We start from the raw sequence: 17,793 nt of genomic DNA, 5'->3' as shown, positions 1-17,793 counted from the left end.
CCAATGTATCGTTAGCTGATGTTAGCTGCTACCCTTGGTTCTAGGTCTTGGAATAATGGCGTACTTAGATACCTTTCTCCGAAACTGGGCTGAATCATCACAATTAAGCGCCCTTCATTTTCTTGACGTTGAGCAACACGAATTGCTGCACATAATGCCGCGCCACTGGAAATGCCAGATAGCAATCCTTCTTCTCTTGCCAAACGTCTACTATAGGCGATCGCTTCCTCATCACTAACGGCAATCACTTCATCAATTAATCCTACCTTCAGTACTTGGGGGATAAATCCGGCACCAATACCCTGGATTTTATGAGGCCCCGGTTTTCCTCCCGATAAAACTGGGCTGTTGGTTGGTTCAACTGCGATCGCCTTAAAACTGGGTTTGCGTGCTTTAATTACCTCTGCCACACCAGTAATAGTACCGCCTGTACCCACACCCGCCACAATCATATCTACTTTGCCATCAGTATCTTCCCAAATTTCCTCGGCTGTTGTTTCTCTGTGAATTTGGGGGTTGGCAGGGTTACGAAATTGTTGCAACATATAAGCGTGTGGTGTTGTCTCAACTATCTCTTGAGCACGCCGAATCGCACCACTCATACCTTCAATTCCTGGTGTTAGTTCTAATTCTGCACCATAAGCTCGTAACATCGCCCTTCGCTCGGCGCTCATCGTCTCTGGCATCGTGAGGATGAGGTGATAACCCTTCGCCGCTGCCACCATTGCCAAGGCAATGCCAGTATTTCCAGAAGTAGGTTCTACTAATACAGTTTTACCAGGAGTAATCAACCCTTCCTCCTCAGCAGCATTGATCATGCTGGCACCGATGCGGTCTTTTACCGATGATGCAGGATTCATGCTCTCTAGTTTTACCACTATTTGGGCTACACAACCTTCCGCTTGCGGAATACGGTTCAATTGTACTAAAGGTGTATGACCAACAAGTTCTGTAATGTTACGAGCTATTCGCATTCTTTTATCCTTAATAAATGGTCATTAGTCAAAAAACCTTGAACTATAGGCTTTTAACTCTTGATTAAATGTAATACATGATATCCAACTGCCGTCGTGAATCTCTTTTTTCACACAAATCGGCAAGTGTATATTTTTGTAAAACGGAGTTGGCTGCTTGACGTGCTTCTTGCCAAATTTCTTCTACAACATCACCGTCTACAGTTTTGGGCTTGGCGTCTTCCTCATAAGTTTGCACCTTATCTAAGCCTTCAACACATCCTAAAACCTCAAAAATAGTTATTTTCCAAGGTTCTCGTGACAATAAATAGCCACCCTTTGAACCGCGCAGGCTTTTGACTAAACCCCCACGCCTCAAAGTGGCTAACAGTTGTTCCAAATAGCGATCAGGAATATTTTGCTGTGCCGCTATTTGACGAATTTGCAGCGGTTCCCCGCTTTGGTAATGAATTGCCAATTCTAATAAAGCAAGAATTGCGTATTCTGATTTACACGATAGTTCCACAGTCAGCGCGAAAGGATTAAGGATCAAGAATTAAGGATGAAGGATAAAGGATGAAATATTTTATTAATTCATACTTCATACTTCACACTTCACACTTATTTCCAGTATACTCCGGTTCTCCACTGGGGTTTGTTATTTTTTGTGCGAAAAACACAAAAAAGCTCCCCATCATAGTGGAGAGCTTTACATATCAAACAAAATTTATGTGCAAATCGTTATTGCTCTAGAAGGTGAAAGTAGTTCTGAGCGTACCGACGATCGCATCGTCATTGTCACTGCTTTGACCGGGATTGAGCAAGTAGATTACACCAGGAGTGATAGAGATGTTATCGCTGACACGATACTTATAGAAACCTTCGATATGCCAAGGAATATCGCTATCATTAACACCTGCTACTTTGTTCAAAGCATATGGTTGTGCACCACCGAAAATACCCAAAACGTTGCCTTTCTTTCCTAAGTCGGGGAAAGCTACTCCAGCTCCATAGCTCCAAGCTTCATAGTCGTCATCGGAACCAAAGCCAGTAACATCGTGGTAAGAAACAAAACCACTGATAGAGAGTCTATCACTTGGTCTGAAAGCTGCCGATATACCGTAGGAATTACTTGAAGATGCATTAAGAGCGCTTAATGTATTAGCTTGAGAAGTACCTACTACAGGGGCAGTCACAGTACCTTGATCGAATAGAACACTACCTGAACCATGATAACCATGAACGTAAGTTGCAGCTAATGCCAAGCGATCGCCAAGATTAAAGTTTAACTGTCCTAGAGCAGCATAGTTACCATTAAATACACCTGAACCGATGCCAGAATCGTTTGGCTCAGATCCCAAGTAACCGACTGTAACTGAAGATGGTAGAAGGAAACTGCGCTGACTGCCAAAACCGAAGTTTACTGCTGCACCAGCACCACCACCTACACGGAAGATGGGGTTTTGAGAAGCAAAGGTAGACAGAGCACCGTTACCACCATCGAAGTCCTCAAAGTAAGGGTTGGTGGTAGCAGCGACGTCGCTCCAAATACCGCCAGTTGCTGCAACATATACTCGTGCAGCATCACCAAGTGGGAAGTAGTACGCCAACCAATCAAGAGTGACGTTATTATTACCTGTATTACCAATATTGAAAGTTTGGAAAGCCTCTGCACCAGTAGGATCTCCAACGTTGAGCCTATCTGCGTTACCAGCAGCAAGACGGGTATGCAACACGTCTCTGCCTGTGAAGCTGGTTTGCAAGTCTAAACGTACCCTGTTCTGGAAGACGGTATTGTTATCGTCACCGGCTTGATCCCCAAAAGCATCGGTAAGGGCAAAAATCGCTTCACCGACGAGTTTAGTGGTAGTAGAAAATTGATTGGCTTCCAATTCCGCAGTACGTGCTTCTAATGCATCTACACGACCGCGCAAGGTAGCGAGTTCAGCAGAAAATTCTTCTTGCAATCGCTGCAAAGTAGCCAAATCTTCTTTAGTTACCAAGTCGGCTGTTGCTGTGGCTATCAGTTCGTTAACTCGATCTAAACAGGCATTTAAACCTGCTGCAAACTCATAACGGGTTAAAGCACGGTTGCCACGATAGGTGCCATTGGGATAACCAGCGATACAACCGTAGCGCTCCACCAAGGACTGCAAAGCTTGGAATGCCCAGTCAGTTGGCTGTACGTCAGAAAACTGGGAAACCGAAGTTACCTGAGAAATTGAATTCTGTCTTTCTGAGTTGCTGTATTGACTAACTTGTTGTAAAACTTCGGTTGATTGTGCTGGCGCAGCCTGAGCCAAAACTTTTGGCTGGTTGGTAATTTCTGAGACAGCGGTAAATTGTGTTTGTTGTGTTTGAACGGTTTCGGGGGTGGTGCTATTTGGTGCTGCGATCGCAGTTGCAGAAACTAACAAAGTAGCTCCTAAGACTGCTGGACTTGCCACCAAGGATTTCCACAAGATATTAGACATCATTATCTGTTCTCCTCACACCTTGTCGTATAAGTGTCGTATAAGTAATTTTGATTTGCTGCAACTATTACTGAAAAAGCGACTTCTTGTTGAAACCTGTGGACGAGGCATAATTTGCCCTACTAAAGACAATTTTAGTTTTTGCAAAGCTAACAATTGATTAAATTAGGGTAAAAGTTTTATGTAATTAACTTATGCAAAAACATATCTTTATAGTTTGTAATTATAAGTCATCTGAGTTAGATAGCAATATATGGGCGTTCGCAAATAAAACTGTCACATCGTGCGATATGGACAGCAAGAATTTTGGGCAGGAATAGCCAACCTAGTTAAGCTAAGAAAGTGTAATTCGAGCACAGTTGCTTCATCAAAATTTTTACCTACATTTGAGGCAGCTATATTCCTAATGGTCTTAGCTACATATCGCTTTGAGGTTAAAAACCTAATGGTCTTAGCTACATATCGCTTTGAGGTTAAAAAGGCTATGAAATTAACTAATTTGTGAAATTACCTTTGCTAAATCAAAGTCTTTCTGCGTCAAACCACCTGCATCATGTGTCGTAAGGATGATTTTTACTTTGTTATAAGAAATCTCTATATCTGGATGATGTCCTGCTGACTCAGCAGGTTCAACTAGCTTATTTACAAATTCGATTGCTTGTACAAAATCCTTAAATTTGCGGTTGCATTGCAAGCTCATCCCTTCTTTTGTCCAGCCTGAAAGATTGCTGAGTTGTTGTTTAATTTCGGCTTCGCCAAGTAACTGCGCCATAATTAATAAATTCCTATTTACTTGATTTGCATTGTTTTTTGCCAAGTTTTTTGCCAAATTAAGGCCAGCAAAAGCAATTTATGCCCTCTACCTTTTTTCTCTTAGTTCGCAAAAAATAAATTTGAAAAATTAATAAATTAGGAGAAATTACTGGGATGAGTTCTTCTATTTGTAACTTTACTGCGCCCTTACCACTTTAGGCGTCTATCAGCGATTAAAATTTATTGATTTTCTAGCTTGTCTCAACCGAGAAATATCTAAAGGTAAGGGTTGTCCTTTCTAGAAGCTTAGATTTAACCAGCTATGCAGACGTACTTTTATGCAACTAGTTCCCTAACTTTAGGAAAATAGTCAATTATTTTTCTCAATTTTTCTGAAAAGCTTCTATTTTACTTAAATTTGACTGACTCTGAGTTTTTAATTGCTTGACTCTTTGTTTACCAGAAAACTTGAACGTACACAAGCAACCTTATAAATAACTATCCGCTCTTACTTTAGATTTAAGGATCTAGGTAAGAGCGGTCTAGCGGGTCTTCAGGTTACAACCTAGCTGCTGGAAGGAACTCCAAACAAGCCTAGCTGCTTAAGTAACTTAGTCTCTCAAGAAAACTAAGGCTTACTTTTAGAGAACAGCTCCAGCACACAGCTGGCTATTCGCAACCTGATGACCCATGCTTTTACTACTATCTATCATGGGCATCACCTCCTTGTTGCCTAAGCGGTCTTAGTCTCAAAAAGGGAGAGCTTTGAACTCTCAGTTGTTGACTCTATGCCTCACTATAACATATTGCTCGCTAAGATGACACAGACTATTTGTGATCTTCCAAATCTGCGATCGCAATTACTACCAATGTTCACAAGGCAGTTCCGATCAAACAAGTTTCACCCCTTCCCGTAGGGAAGGGCTACTCTGCGAGAAGACGCTAGCTAACGCAACGCCTGACGGCGAACGCGTCTACGTCCTACGGGGTACTCTACCTTGAAGCCGTACCTACGGAAGCTGTACCTACCCTTCGGGAACGTCTTCGACGAACGGATTTGCCAGTCCCCCCTGCCTTGACGGGAAGCCCAACCTTGTTCTCCGTTCCCTATTTTCAAGTTAGAAGGACATGGGGAGGAGTGGGGAATAGTGAAGTAAAATTCTTCTTCTTGTCTGGTGTGTCCCCGTGTCCTAATTTGTGTTTCACATTAACATTGGACGAGCCAGGAAAAAGCTGGAAATTGATTTGGCATCAACAGCTTCTCCTTGCATAATAACTTTCTCCAGTTCTTCGGGAGAAAGTAAAACGGTTTCGATATCCTCGTCTTCTTCTTGTTGTGGGGGTGTTTCGAGCTTTTCTAAATCTTGTGCTAAGTAGGCATAGATAATTTCATCAGAATAACCAGGAGCAAGAATAAGTTCTCCTAGTTTGTTCCAGTTGTGAGCGCGATAACCAGTTTCTTCCTCTATTTCACGCTGAATAGTTTGTAAAGGGTCTTCATTGACTTCCACAGTTCCAGCAGGAAATTCTAATACCCGTCCCCCAACAGCAAAACGATACTGGCGTACGAGTATAAGTTTGCCCTCTGGTGTCACTGGTACGGCTAAAGCGCCTCCAGGGTGACGAATGCACTCCCAGTCTCCTTCGGCTTGATTAGGTAAACGCAAGCGATTGACTTCAAAATTAAACTTGCGCCCTTGATAAAACAAGCGTTTTTTCAGCAGTTGGGGTAATTCTCTACCTAATGGCATAGTCGGATTTATGGTCTAAAAAGACACGAGTGACATTGAGATTGATAGTTAAAACAGGACTGTTCTGCGTTTATTTAGTGTAATTTTAAACGCCTATCAATAGATGTACTTCAGAACAGTCTACCTCTTTCACCAGTTGTTTAATCTTGCGTCCGGAAATTGGTTCGATCCAATCTGGTGCTATCTCTGCCAATGGCACTAATACAAAAGCTCTCTGTTGCATTCTAGGATGAGGAATTTGGAGATTTGGAGTATCCAAAATTAAGTCATCATATAACAACAAATCTAAATCCAGTAAACGTGGTCCCCAACGTTCTTCACGGACACGCCCACTTTTTTTTTCAATATCCAGCAATATTTCTAACAGTAATTGTGGTAATATATTTACCTGTAGTATTGCACAACCATTTAAATAATCTGGTTGTGGCGGTCCTACAGCTTTAGTTTTGTACCAATGAGATTTTGCTTTTAAGATGATGCCTGGTGTTTGAGCTAAAGTTTCTAATGCTGCCTCCAAAATGGCATGAGAATCACCCATGTTACTACCAAGAGCAATAGCGCTATGCATACAATATTCTCCGTATGCTATCGTCTATTGTCTTAATTTTAGCCGGAAATTCGACAGGAAGTTTCAACAGCTTCTTTACTCCAAAGAGATTGTTTAAACTTTTATATATTTTTTATATATTGCTTTTAAATAAATTTACCTAAAAAATCTAAAAAACCTTTTTTGATAACGCCTATAGTTAATACGCATGGGCTATTATACTAACACGATTGTGGTGTACTAATCAGAAAAATTTTTAGATGGTGGTTAGTTTAAAACTGCTTGAAGCGAGGCACTAACGTGGCGAAGTTTACCTCCTGGTTTAAGGAACGAACGACGAAGTCGAGTGATTCTGAAACAGAAAAAGCTGAATCACCGCTTGGCGATAGTGAAGAAAAAAAGAAATCCACCAATATAGAGAATAGACCACCAACGCAGCTGGAAAAAGCAAAGCAAACACTGACAAAGTTAGTTGCAAAGCTTCCAGGCGATCATAAACCACTTTATCGTCGTTACTGGTTTTGGGCTGGCTTGGGTATTGGTGGCGGCATAGTAGCCATCAGCTATGGTGTGTGGTCAATAGACCGCACACTACCAGATAAAACAGAATTAAATGCTGTTGTTCGAGAACAAACATTAACTATCAAAGCAGCTGACGGTACTATTTTACAACAGCAGGGAGAAGCGACTAGAGAACAGTTAAAACTAGAGGAAATACCACAGCAAATTCAAAAAGCTTTTATCGCCTCAGAAGACAGAAGATTTAATACTCACAAAGGTGTTGATGCACAAGGAATTGTCAGAGCAGTTTTGAGTAATGTGCGATCGCAAAACGTAGTGGAAGGCGGTAGCACGATCACGCAACAACTAGCACGAATTCTCTTCCTCAAACAAGAGCGTACAGTTTGGCGCAAGCTCAAAGAAGCTCGTCTAGCTCAAAAAATAGAGGGTCAATTGAGTAAAGACGATATTTTAGAGCGTTATCTAAATTTAGTATATTTGGGTTCTGGAGCTTACGGTATTGCTGATGCAGCACAGGTGTATTTTAGTAAATCAGTAAATGAACTTACTTTGAGTGAAATCGCGACTATAGCTGGTTTACCTCCTGCTCCAAATCGATTTTCGCCGCAAGTAAATCTAGAAGCAGCCAAACAACGACGCAATCTAGTATTACAGCGGATGTTTGAAGATGGATATATCACCGCAGCACAGAAACAAGCAGCTATTGCCGAACCATTAACTACAAAACCCAGTTCGCCCAAACGATGGCAAGTAGAAGCACCCTATTTTATTAGCTACATCCAAAAAGAATTGCCTAAATATGTTTCCCCAGAAATATTAAATACTGGTGGTTTAACAGTGGAAACCACCTTAAATCCAAACTGGCAAAAAACAGCTGAAGAAGCAGTAGCCAAAACTTTACGCAATCAAGGACGTTGGGAAAATTTTAAGCAAGCAGCGTTAGTAGCTATAGATCCCCGTAGCGGTGAAATTAAGGCAATGGTTGGGGGAAGAGATTTTGATAAAAATCAGTTTAATCGCGTTACTCAGGCAAAACGACAGCCAGGCTCTACATTTAAGGGATTTGTTTATGCAAGCGCGATCGCTGCGGGTAAAAGTCCGTATAACAAATATCTAGATGAGTCTGTTGTGATCGATGGTTATGAACCAAAGAACTTCAGTGAGAGGTTCTCTGGCTGGATGAACATGAGAGATGCTCTTACCAGATCAATCAATATTGTTGCTGTTAAGGTCTTGATTGATGTTGGATTTCAGCCAACGATTAAACTTGCCCATGATATGGGAATTAAATCAGAACTCAAACCTTACTATTCACTAGCTCTGGGTTCAAATGAAGTAAACCTACTGGAATTAACCAGTGCTTACGGTTCCTTTGCAACGCAAGGATTACACCTCGAACCGCATGGTATTACCCGCATTCTAAATCGCCAAGGTAAAGAAATATGGTCAGCTGAGTTCAAGCCTAAGCGTGCAATTGATGCCGAAACAGCTGCCATTATGACCTGGATGTTACGTAATGTAGTAAATGCAGGCACAGGCACCGCAGCTCAATTAGGTAATAGACCTGTTGCAGGTAAGACGGGTACTACCGATGACGCCCGCGACTTATGGTTTATTGGCTACATACCTCAATTAGTTACAGGTGTTTGGTTGGGTAACGACGACAATAAAAAAACTTGGGGTAGCAGTAGTAGTGCTGCCTATACCTGGCATGCATTTATGAAAGAAGCAGTAGAGGAGATGCCTGTTGAAAAGTTTCCCGAACGACCACAAGTAGAAGGTCGTAAAGGTAGTATAAAGGCGCAACCCGTCAAGCCAAGAAAAATTGTGAAAGGTTCTGCTTCGTCTAGTGAACAAGTATTAGATGAAGGATCTTCTGGTAGTTCTCGCACAAGAAGATCTAGGAGACGTTATTCTCAACAAGAAGACCAAGCTCCAAGGCGCAGACGGCGGTACTATCAGCAGGAGAACGATGATCCCTCTACATCTCGAAGCGGTAGACGCAGGGTTCGCAGTTCGGAATCAACAGCAATTTCCAGCAGTGACTCTTCCTCTTCAGATAACTCACAGCGTCGCTCCAGACGACTAAGATCAGATTTTTCGCGACGACAGTATAGCTCTGGTCATTCTTCCTGGCGGGAAAGATTAAGACCTAGTTCATCACAATAACAGGGAACGGGAAGAGGAAAAACAGACAAGGAGATGGGGAGAAAATTGACGCGGAGAGCGGGGAACTCGGGACCCCCACGACCGCCAGGGAGTGGGGATTAGGGGCGACGGGGACGCGGGGACAAGGAGAATAATTAATGACCAATGACAAATGACTAATTCCCTTTCCCCTTTCCAAATTTACTCCCTTTTCATATGACTTGTGGAGGATGTAGGTGGTACGCTCTTTTTATATGTTCTTAACATAAGTAGTCTTGCCTACAACAGGAGAGTATACTCATGACTTTATTGATGCAAGCAGCACAAGCGGTAAATGAACCCCATTTTCCTTGGGCTTTTACTGCGGTTTATGTAGCTGGTTTTATTGCTGCGGTAACTATTGGTTCAATTGCCTGGTACAACTCCAAACGTCCAGTGGGTTGGGAAGATAAACAGCGTCCTGACTTTGTACCCAAGGTTGACAAAGAAGAAACTCCGGGCGTGGGTGAACCAAAGTAATTAACTAGTCATTGGTCATTAGTCATGAAATGACAAATGACAAATGACAATCCACTTAGTTTTGAATTTCAACCCAACGACGGTAAAGCTTTTGAATTTGTTTGAGCAAAACATTAAAACCGACTTGGGTTGACTCGTCTGAGTTAGATATTTGTTGTAATTTCATCAGCAGTCTTGCTTCTTCTGTTGCGACTTCACCATCGCTATAAATCAAACCACTGATGGCTTGAACCAGGTTTTGGCAATCCTCAACAGTGGGGCGATCGCCCAAGTATTCCTTTACCCAGTCATAACATTGTGTTGGTTCAACGGGAACCAATTCGTACAGCAATGGTTTGATATCTGGGTCACTGGATACGCCTTTTTCTTGAGCGATCTGGCGTAAGTATTGCCTTTCTTCTGGTTGGATTCTGCCATCTATCCAAGCTGCTCCAATCAAGATTTTTACTAAGTTTTTTACATCACTGGAGTTAACTGGCATCACAGCCTCCTCTGGTTGATTCTGCCCTCCCTGAAATCTTACAACTCCCAACAGTATTCACCCTGAATGATTGGTTTTTCTTAAGCGAGCCATAAAAAAGCCATCCATACCATGCTGATGTGGTAATATTTTTAGCCAACCTTGTGGTGACGAATACCCAAAAAATGGAGAATCCAAACAGGGAGGATCAATTTTCCAATTCAAGTTTTCGGCTAAAAATGACTCAATTACAGCCTCGTTTTCTGCTGGATGTAGTGTACAGGTGGCATAAACTAATACACCTCCAATTTTGACAAAAGTTGAAGTATGTGATATTAAATTTTTCTGAAGTATTGATAATTCCTGAACAGTTTCTGGTGTTTGTCGCCAACGAGCATCAGCGTGGCGGTGTAAGGTTCCTAAGCCAGAGCAAGGTGCATCTAACAACACACGATCAGCAGAATTATTATACTGCGGTAAATTGCGGCTATCACCAATACAAATTTTAATTGAGTTGAGATTGAGTCTTTGGATATTTTCTTGGAGTTTGCGCAAACGAGAAGGAGTGCGATCGCATCCCCAAATAGTTCCTCGATCCTGGATCAACTCAGCAATATGAGTAGTTTTACCTCCAGGTGCTGCACAGGCATCAATAATAACTTCTCCTGGTTGAGGATCGAGGAAATGGGTGACTAGTTGAGCACTACTATCTTGTACACTCCACCACCCCTCGTAGAAACCAGGTAAATTTTGAATAGGGCCTGGGTTGTCAAGCAGTCGTAATGCTTGTGGTAAATGAGAAAAACGTTGGCAGGAAAAACCAGTAGCTTGCAACGCTGCTTGTACTTCTGGTATTGAAGTGCAAAGTGGATTTACCCGCAAGTCAATTGCTGGAGTTTGGTTCATCCAAATACAAAGTTTTTCCGTTTCTGCAATACCAAATTGATCGATCCAAACTTGAATAATCCAGTCTGGAAAACTGTGGGCAATACCCAAGCGTGCAATTGAATTTTCAGGTAGTTGTAGAGGATCAATAGATGTTTCTGCCGAGCGGATATAATGCCGCAACATCCCGTTAACAAAACCGGTTAGTCCAGCAAAGCCATTTTCTTTCGCTAGTTGTACGGTTGTATTGACGGCGGCACTAGCTGGTATTCGTGCTTGATAGCGGAGTTGATATAAGCCAAGATGAAGAATAGTGCGGAGGTCTTTTGGTTGCTCGTGAGATTTTTTCTTGGCAAGTTGGTCGATCACAGAATCAAGAGTACGCTGTCTTCTCGTACAACCATAGACTAATTCTGTAATCAGACGACGATCCGGAGCGGATAAATTAGCTTTTTGCAGCGCTCGATCTAGTGCTACATCTGCATAAGCTCCCCTATGTACATCTCGCAAGGCAATAAAAGCTAGTTGCCGGGGAGATATATTTTGACTTTTAAATTTTTGATGTTGCAACGATCAAACTAAAAATAAAGGCTCATATCAATTCAATTAGTGATGATGACAAAGTATTTGTCATGGACGCGATTTTGAATCGTCTTCACAGAGTCTGTGTGTCCCATTACTTTTTCAAATTGATATTAACTATTTTAAACTTACTCATTGGAAATAGTTCACATGAATATCTATTGAATCACATGAGCATTCCTACAGGCAGGAAATTAAGCAATTAGTTCTCGTTACCAGGTTCAACCTGGTAACTAAGGTTTGTGGGCTGACGCCTCCAGGTGTTGTTAGGAATGGTGTAAGAGTTTCTTTGACAGCAAAAGTTAAGCAAGGAGAATGAGAATTAGTTACGGTACTGACAAGAGTTTCTTTGCTAGTACCGGGTCTTTAAATCTCTAACTATAGCCTTGTTCATTGTCAATACAATGGGGAATACCTAGTACTGGACAAGGACAGCTATATTTTAGTTTTTGGATGATGGGATGTTGAGGTGAGTTGCAACCCAAAAATAGTAGAGATGCAGCTTCCGATGCTATAACTTTCTTTAATTCATCTGCAAGACAACCAAATCGTAGATGAGCTTTGAAATAACTCTGCCATTCTTCAGCGAGACAACGTGCTTGCCAGAGAATACGCTCTGCGGATGCGAATTTATATGTTTGATTGAAGACGCGTTGATAAATTCTATTTGATGTTGAGATGGCAGGTGAATTTAATGAAAACCGATGGGAAAATCCACTGTTAACAACTTCTTTTTGTGGTAAGACATCCAAAAGATGACTATTTTGATTGTCTTCTAAAACATAAACTGCTTGAACTGTGACGTGTGCTTTAGTGGCGATACGCGTTTGATGAGCAATTAATAAACTAATATCCAAGGCTGTGTGACTTTTGGGAGAACTATCATAACCAACAATTAAGTTGACTGATTTGACAGATGCAGCTGATTCTAAATCAGGTGTTGATTCTCCCCAAAGCAACACCATTTGTTCAATCAAGTCATCTCTACCGATCGCGTTTTGCAAACGCATTAACATTGGTTTGATATTCACAGCTTTTACTTCCCTGCAATGAAACAAACTACGAAGAAGAAAGAGGTTAATCAGTTTTAGATTTTGTCACTTTTTTTGTTGTTGTTCCAAGCGATCGCTAGCCACTCCTATAATCTAGCATCTATGAACAAAGCCTCAAGAAAAATATAAACGCAGTCAAAATGACACGGCTTTTTGACGGTCACCTATGGAGTTCATTTGTGGGTTAATGCTATTTCTCCAAACGCTTACACTTTACGATGTCTCGTACTCCCTTAACAAGGGGGTAAGGTGGGATTAATGTGTTGTCAAATGAAGAAAAATTAGTATCAAGCTAGAAAATTTAGTAGTCAAATTTGCCACAAACATGGGTTACTCAATTACCAGTTTAGTTGGCAGTATTTAATACAGTAATATCTACTCATCTGAGGTAAAGTTTTGCTCTAAGAAATTCAAAGCATAGTTGCGCAGTTCATAATATTCCTTAGAGTCTCGCATTTGAGTGCGATCGCGTGGATGGGGAAATGGTACTTCTAGAATTTCCCCTATATTTGCAGCTGGGCCGTTAGTCATTAATACAATGCGATCGGACATATAAATAGCCTCATCTACATCGTGGGTAATCATCATTACCGCTTGTCGGTGTCGTTCCCAAATGTCCAAAACTTGCCGTTGTAATTTCCCACGAGTCAGGGCATCTAATGCACCAAAAGGTTCATCCATGAGTAACATTTTTGGACGAATTGCTAAAGCTCTAGCAATACCTACCCGCTGCTTCATCCCTCCAGAAATTTCATCGGGATATTTATCAGCTGCTGCTGTTAGATTTACCATTGCTAAATGTTCATTAACAATGCTAATTTTTTCTGCGCGAGTAGCATTTTTAAGAACTTCATCTACAGCCAAACGGATATTTTCCTTCACGGTTAGCCAAGGTAGCAACGAATAGTGTTGAAACACCATCATTCTTTCTGCACCGGGTTTGCGAATTTCTTTACCATCAAGTCTTACTGAACCAGAAGTGGCTTTTTCTAAACCAGCTACAATCTTTAAAAGTGTGGATTTACCACAACCAGAGTGGCCGATTACAGAAATAAATTCATCCTCTCCCACTGACAGATTCACACCATCCAAAACCACAAATTTTCCATCGTCATTATTGTTTGGATAAGCCTTGACTAAATTTTCAATTTCTAGAAATGGAGTGGTGCGTGGGTTTTTTTCGTTAATATTCATTGAGAACGAAGTAGATTTAGTCATGGTAATTTTTGGGGTTAAGAATATTTTTGACATAGTTTTGCGCGAACTAATTAAGACATATAGAAACGAACGGGAGCATTAGCTCTAATCTCAAAACTTTTGAGATACCCTACCGGATCGCTAGGGTCAAAGCCTTTGTTGTCGATAAATACTTCTGGAGGCTCCACTTTGTAGTCATCTTTGGGACTCTCAATGCCCATTTCCGCAGTAATCTCACGATATAAATCGGTTCTCCAACCTGTTTGGGCGAGCTTTTCAGCATTTTTGGGAAATTCCTTAATTTGCCCCCACCGTGCGGCTTGTGTCATCAACCAAATACTTTCGGAACTCCATAAAAATGTAGAGTGTTCATTTGGTTGTTTGGGAACATTGTCGGGAATATCGTAGAAAATAGTGGTATCAGCAGCTTTCACGGTGCGGTTTTTGCCATCCCAGCCACCATAGTTGTAGTTACCGAAAATTGCAGGGCCTGTAAATTTTGTAACTGGAGCACCAGGATTTTTGGGTTTTGCTCCTGTGAATGAGCGATCTGTAATTAGTTCAGCAACTTCTTGACGGTTTTCGGGTTTGCTGCAATATTGACAAGCTTCAATCATCGCCTTCACAAGGGAGCGATAGGTTTTTGGGTAGTTGTCGATAAAAGATTGCATTACCCCCAGTAGTCGATCTGGGTGTCCTTGCCAGACTTCTTTTCCTTGAGCAAAGGTAAAGCCAATGCCTTCGTTACCTGTAATTGCGCGTGTATTCCAAGGTTCTGCCACCATATAAGCTTGCATCGCGCCAATCCGCACATTAGTTACCATTTGCGGTGGGGGAACAATGATAACGCGAAACTCCTTCAGGGGATCTACACCCGCAGCAGCAGAAATATAGCGAACAAAGTACTCGTATATGGCAGAACTTAGTACCACTGCCCAAACTTTGCCTTCAGGTGGTTGCTTGCTAAAGTAGTTTCTAAAATCGCGCCCAAAAGCTTCTAGAGCACCATCGCCATATTTCTGTTTATACTCGTACCACGGACGCAGCCCAAAATCCCACATAGCTTTGTTCATAGTCATGGCGTTACCGTGCCGATGAATCGTCATCGCTGCACATAAGGGAGCGTGACGCGCACCTTCAGCACCGATCCTAGCGTTGGTAACAGCACCAGATACCACAGGCGAAGCATCAAGGCGACCAAAAATCAAGCCATCACGGGAAGTTGCCCAGCTTGCTTCTCGATTGAGTTTGACATTTAGCCCGTATTTGCGAAAAAAACCTTTTTTCCAAGCGATCGCAAATGGCGCACAGTCATTGACAGGAACATACCCAACGGTAATATCTGGTTTTTCCAACTGTTGTGGTTTTACTAGTGGTTCGACTGCTAAAGCTTCTTCAGTCAATCCTCTAGCGCCAGTATTCCCAGTGATGGCACAGGAAGACAACGTCATTCCGCCTGCGGTTGCTCCTATTGCTTTGATGAAGTCTCGTCTAGTCCAATAATTGCAATTGATATCACTCATGGTGTTGCTTCAGTACTGGCAAATTTACGAAAAGGCGCACTTTTGCAAAGCTAGAGTGCGTCTGGGATGTTGGTATGAGCAAAATAGGGGATTGGGGATTGGTGATCGCAAAGAGGACGCGGAGAATCGTGCTTGATGTTCTTGCTCCTTGTCTTTCCTCCCCGTGTCCTCTTCCTAGCCCCTATCTAATTTGCAGTTCTGGGGCGATGGGTTACTAATTCTTGAATTTTGCCTACAGCGTAATCAAGTAATAACCCAGTTATGCCAATCACCAGTACGGCTAAAAATACTGAACTTAGATTTAAACGGCTCCATTCATCCCAAACAAAAAAGCCGATACCAATACCGCCTGTCAACATTTCCACGGCAACAATTACTAGCCAAGCAATCCCTAAGCTAATTCGCAAACCCGTAAAAATATAAGGCAAACTCGCAGGCAAGATAATTTTTGCAATCTGCCGCCAACGAGGCATTTCTAGTACTCGTGCTACGTCTAAATAATCTTTGGGAACGCTAGAAACTCCCAAAGCAGTGTTAATAATAGTGGGCCATAGAGAGGTGATAAAAATTACAAAAATTGCCGAAGGATCTGCCAAGTTGAATATAGCCAGAGCAATAGGTAACCAAGCCAGTGGCGACACCGGTTTAAAAATCTGAATGATCGGATTGAGGGCTAGCATTGCATTTTTTGACATTCCAATCAAAAATCCCGCGGGAATTGCTACAACAGCACCGAGCAGAAATCCAAGCAACACTCGTCGCAAGCTTGCTAGCAATAACCAACCAATACCTAAGTTACCTGGCCCTCTTTGATAGAACGGATTTAGAATGTAATCTAAATTAGCAATTAGTGCTTCAGGTGGAGTGGGCATTAATTCATGGTTAACAAGGGCAACCACCCACCACAAGACAATAATCCCCAAAAATCCGAGGGCAGGTAGTAATACCACATCCTTAAAAATTACAGGTTTTGCCTTTTTCCAGGCTACTTGCCCAGCAACTGCGGCGATCGCAGCCAAATTTAGTTGTGCCATGTTAAAACCCCAAGACAGTTTCACTGCAGGTACAAAAATCTGAGCAGTACCAGCCAAGGATACTGATGAGGTTTAAACACTAAAAAATGCTGCCTCTTCAGTCTCCTCTCAGTGCCTACGAAGTTAGCTGACGGGCTAGGGTTGAGAGATACCCTTCTCTAGACGGATGAAGTATGAAGTGTCAAGGATGAAGCAGTTAACAAATTTTATGTTTATTTTTCTGCCTTCTGCCTTCTGCCTTCTACCTTCTGCCTTCAAAGAGATACGCCCCAAAATTTGGTTCCTCCGCTCTGGCGTTAGCATTGTGCTTCGCTAGATTAGGCTGACTTACTCTACTTAATAGCCCAGAGTAACATATGCTTCTCGATTTGTATATCCGTCTTAAGATTAACCAAATGCTTTTGTCTGACTGTTCATTCATCATAATATATAACTAAAGAGCGATCGCCCAACTATTGGATTATGACTCACTTAGGGTTATCTAGAGAGCGATCCCACATCATTAGTAGTCATTATGATCACAAGTTTATAAATATTTGGAGTCGTTAGATTTAAAAAATATCAGTTAATGTCACGATATAAAAACAATCAAATACTGTTTGATGAGCAAAATTTAATTGTATCTAAATATACGAGGAATTATTTAGCCTACTCAGACTCCAGTTGATTTTTAGAAAGATTTGGCAGCACTGTAGAGACAAAATAAATTGTTGAAGCGATCGCAAATTGATGGAGCAAAAGTGCGATCGCATACTCAGTCAGTTCAAGCTAGTATTTGCTAGTTGCTAAAAGCATCCTTGATGTTCTCAACAGTGCGTTCAACAGCATTCTTTGTGTTGTCTACTGCTTTTTGAGTGCGAGCTGCATCTTCCTCTGCTCTTTTGTGAATTAGAGCCGCATCATCTTTTGCTTTGCGTTCAATGAAATTATCACCATCAGTTGCGCGATCAACCTTAGAAGCATTGCTTCTAGCGGCTTCCTCAACTTTATCTGCTGTATCTCGGATGAAATTCTTAGCACGCCCAGCATCTTCTCTGGTTTTCTCTTTAACCTGATCTCCTGCGTCTTTAGATGCGATCAAGTTTGCAGCAGGATTAGCCATTGCTGTGTTGTCAGAGAAAAATGCACCTTGCCAAACAAAGGCGATCGCCATTAAACAGAACAGAGTTGCAGCTACCCAACGTCCTACAGTTGAAAGCCTTTTGAGAAAATAATTTAGTTTCACAGAATACAATCTCCATAAGATTTAGCATCCTATTTTTACTTCATCTGGCTCATCAGCCAAATCGTTCCCTAGATAGAGGTTCTTGTGTCATAAGTTGTTAGTTAAATTCACTATTTTGATAGATTGAACAGAGAAAAAGTGTTTTGATATATTGAATCAGTAAAAATG

General features: G+C 41.7%; 17 protein-coding genes and 1 riboswitch. Of the genes, 4 read left to right on the top strand and 13 right to left on the bottom strand.

Annotated elements, in window-relative coordinates:
• Positions 1-11: 11 nt before the first annotated feature.
• From cysK to U2718_RS16220, 4 genes are all read right to left on the bottom strand, one after another.
• Positions 12-974: a cysteine synthase A gene (gene cysK / locus U2718_RS16235; protein ID WP_341996717.1), complete on the bottom strand. Its 963-nt coding sequence runs from the start codon at positions 972-974 to the stop codon at positions 12-14.
• Between the two features lie 64 nt (positions 975-1,038).
• Positions 1,039-1,479 carry an RrF2 family transcriptional regulator gene (locus U2718_RS16230; RefSeq protein ID WP_016879051.1) on the bottom strand — a complete coding sequence of 147 codons (441 nt, stop codon included), beginning with the start codon at positions 1,477-1,479 and terminating at the stop codon, positions 1,039-1,041.
• A 223-nt stretch (positions 1,480-1,702) separates the two neighbouring features.
• Positions 1,703-3,427, bottom strand: coding sequence for an iron uptake porin (locus tag U2718_RS16225; protein WP_341996850.1), 1,725 nt, complete (start codon positions 3,425-3,427; stop codon positions 1,703-1,705).
• 490 nt (positions 3,428-3,917) lie between these two features.
• Positions 3,918-4,199 (bottom strand): 4a-hydroxytetrahydrobiopterin dehydratase, encoded by a 282-nt coding sequence (locus U2718_RS16220; protein ID WP_341996849.1) that lies wholly within the window; start codon positions 4,197-4,199, stop codon positions 3,918-3,920.
• A gap of 815 nt (positions 4,200-5,014) precedes the next feature.
• Between U2718_RS16220 and U2718_RS16215 the strand changes: the two genes are divergently transcribed.
• On the top strand, positions 5,015-5,182 hold the full coding sequence (locus U2718_RS16215) for a hypothetical protein (protein WP_411813308.1): 168 nt from the start codon (positions 5,015-5,017) through the stop codon (positions 5,180-5,182).
• A gap of 200 nt (positions 5,183-5,382) precedes the next feature.
• Here the strand turns inward: U2718_RS16215 and U2718_RS16210 are convergent, their stop codons facing one another.
• Both U2718_RS16210 and folK read right to left on the bottom strand, forming a co-directional pair.
• Positions 5,383-5,931 carry an NUDIX hydrolase gene (locus U2718_RS16210; RefSeq protein WP_341996715.1) on the bottom strand — a complete coding sequence of 183 codons (549 nt, stop codon included), beginning with the start codon at positions 5,929-5,931 and terminating at the stop codon, positions 5,383-5,385.
• A gap of 85 nt (positions 5,932-6,016) precedes the next feature.
• Positions 6,017-6,499 carry a 2-amino-4-hydroxy-6-hydroxymethyldihydropteridine diphosphokinase gene (gene folK / locus U2718_RS16205; RefSeq protein WP_341996712.1) on the bottom strand — a complete coding sequence of 161 codons (483 nt, stop codon included), beginning with the start codon at positions 6,497-6,499 and terminating at the stop codon, positions 6,017-6,019.
• A gap of 279 nt (positions 6,500-6,778) precedes the next feature.
• Here folK and U2718_RS16200 point away from each other — a divergent pair, with 279 nt between their 5' ends.
• Together U2718_RS16200 and psb35 are read left to right on the top strand one after the other, a co-directional pair.
• Entirely contained in the window at positions 6,779-9,169 is a 2,391-nt protein-coding gene (locus U2718_RS16200; RefSeq protein ID WP_341996711.1) for a penicillin-binding protein 1A, read from the top strand.
• A gap of 279 nt (positions 9,170-9,448) precedes the next feature.
• The gene (psb35, locus tag U2718_RS16195; RefSeq protein WP_341996709.1) at positions 9,449-9,667 is read left to right on the top strand and encodes a photosystem II assembly protein Psb35; all 219 of its coding nucleotides are present in this window, start codon (positions 9,449-9,451) and stop codon (positions 9,665-9,667) included.
• A 55-nt stretch (positions 9,668-9,722) separates the two neighbouring features.
• Here the strand turns inward: psb35 and U2718_RS16190 are convergent, their stop codons facing one another.
• From U2718_RS16190 to U2718_RS16170, 5 genes are all read right to left on the bottom strand, one after another.
• A complete protein-coding gene (locus U2718_RS16190; RefSeq protein ID WP_341996707.1) occupies positions 9,723-10,148 on the bottom strand; it encodes a TerB family tellurite resistance protein in 426 nt (141 codons plus the stop codon).
• Between the two features lie 57 nt (positions 10,149-10,205).
• Positions 10,206-11,582 (bottom strand): 16S rRNA (cytosine(967)-C(5))-methyltransferase, encoded by a 1,377-nt coding sequence (locus U2718_RS16185; protein ID WP_341996705.1) that lies wholly within the window; start codon positions 11,580-11,582, stop codon positions 10,206-10,208.
• A gap of 386 nt (positions 11,583-11,968) precedes the next feature.
• Positions 11,969-12,610, bottom strand: coding sequence for a universal stress protein (locus tag U2718_RS16180; protein ID WP_341996847.1), 642 nt, complete (start codon positions 12,608-12,610; stop codon positions 11,969-11,971).
• A gap of 411 nt (positions 12,611-13,021) precedes the next feature.
• Positions 13,022-13,864, bottom strand: a complete 843-nt coding sequence (locus tag U2718_RS16175) for an ABC transporter ATP-binding protein (protein ID WP_341996703.1) — start codon at positions 13,862-13,864, stop codon at positions 13,022-13,024.
• A 50-nt stretch (positions 13,865-13,914) separates the two neighbouring features.
• Positions 13,915-15,366, bottom strand: coding sequence for an ABC transporter substrate-binding protein (locus U2718_RS16170; protein WP_341996701.1), 1,452 nt, complete (start codon positions 15,364-15,366; stop codon positions 13,915-13,917).
• Here U2718_RS16170 and U2718_RS16165 point away from each other — a divergent pair.
• Positions 15,365-15,502 carry a hypothetical protein gene (locus U2718_RS16165; protein ID WP_341996699.1) on the top strand — a complete coding sequence of 46 codons (138 nt, stop codon included), beginning with the start codon at positions 15,365-15,367 and terminating at the stop codon, positions 15,500-15,502. The two genes, U2718_RS16170 and U2718_RS16165, sit on opposite strands and share 2 nt — an antisense overlap.
• A 49-nt stretch (positions 15,503-15,551) precedes the next feature.
• On the opposite strand, the gene ntrB is transcribed toward U2718_RS16165, so the two are convergent.
• Together ntrB and U2718_RS16155 are read right to left on the bottom strand one after the other, a co-directional pair.
• A complete protein-coding gene (gene ntrB, locus U2718_RS16160; protein WP_341996845.1) occupies positions 15,552-16,400 on the bottom strand; it encodes a nitrate ABC transporter permease in 849 nt (282 codons plus the stop codon).
• A gap of 97 nt (positions 16,401-16,497) precedes the next feature.
• A riboswitch (cyclic di-AMP (ydaO/yuaA leader) is annotated at positions 16,498-16,734 on the bottom strand.
• A gap of 444 nt (positions 16,735-17,178) precedes the next feature.
• The gene (locus U2718_RS16155) at positions 17,179-17,625 is read right to left on the bottom strand and encodes a hypothetical protein (protein WP_341996697.1); all 447 of its coding nucleotides are present in this window, start codon (positions 17,623-17,625) and stop codon (positions 17,179-17,181) included.
• Between the last annotated feature and the right edge of the window lie 168 nt (positions 17,626-17,793).

The organism is Chlorogloeopsis sp. ULAP02, assembly GCF_038404745.2.
Lineage (GTDB): Bacteria > Cyanobacteriota > Cyanobacteriia > Cyanobacteriales > Nostocaceae > Chlorogloeopsis.
This window is presented reverse-complemented; position numbering and strand designations above follow the sequence as displayed.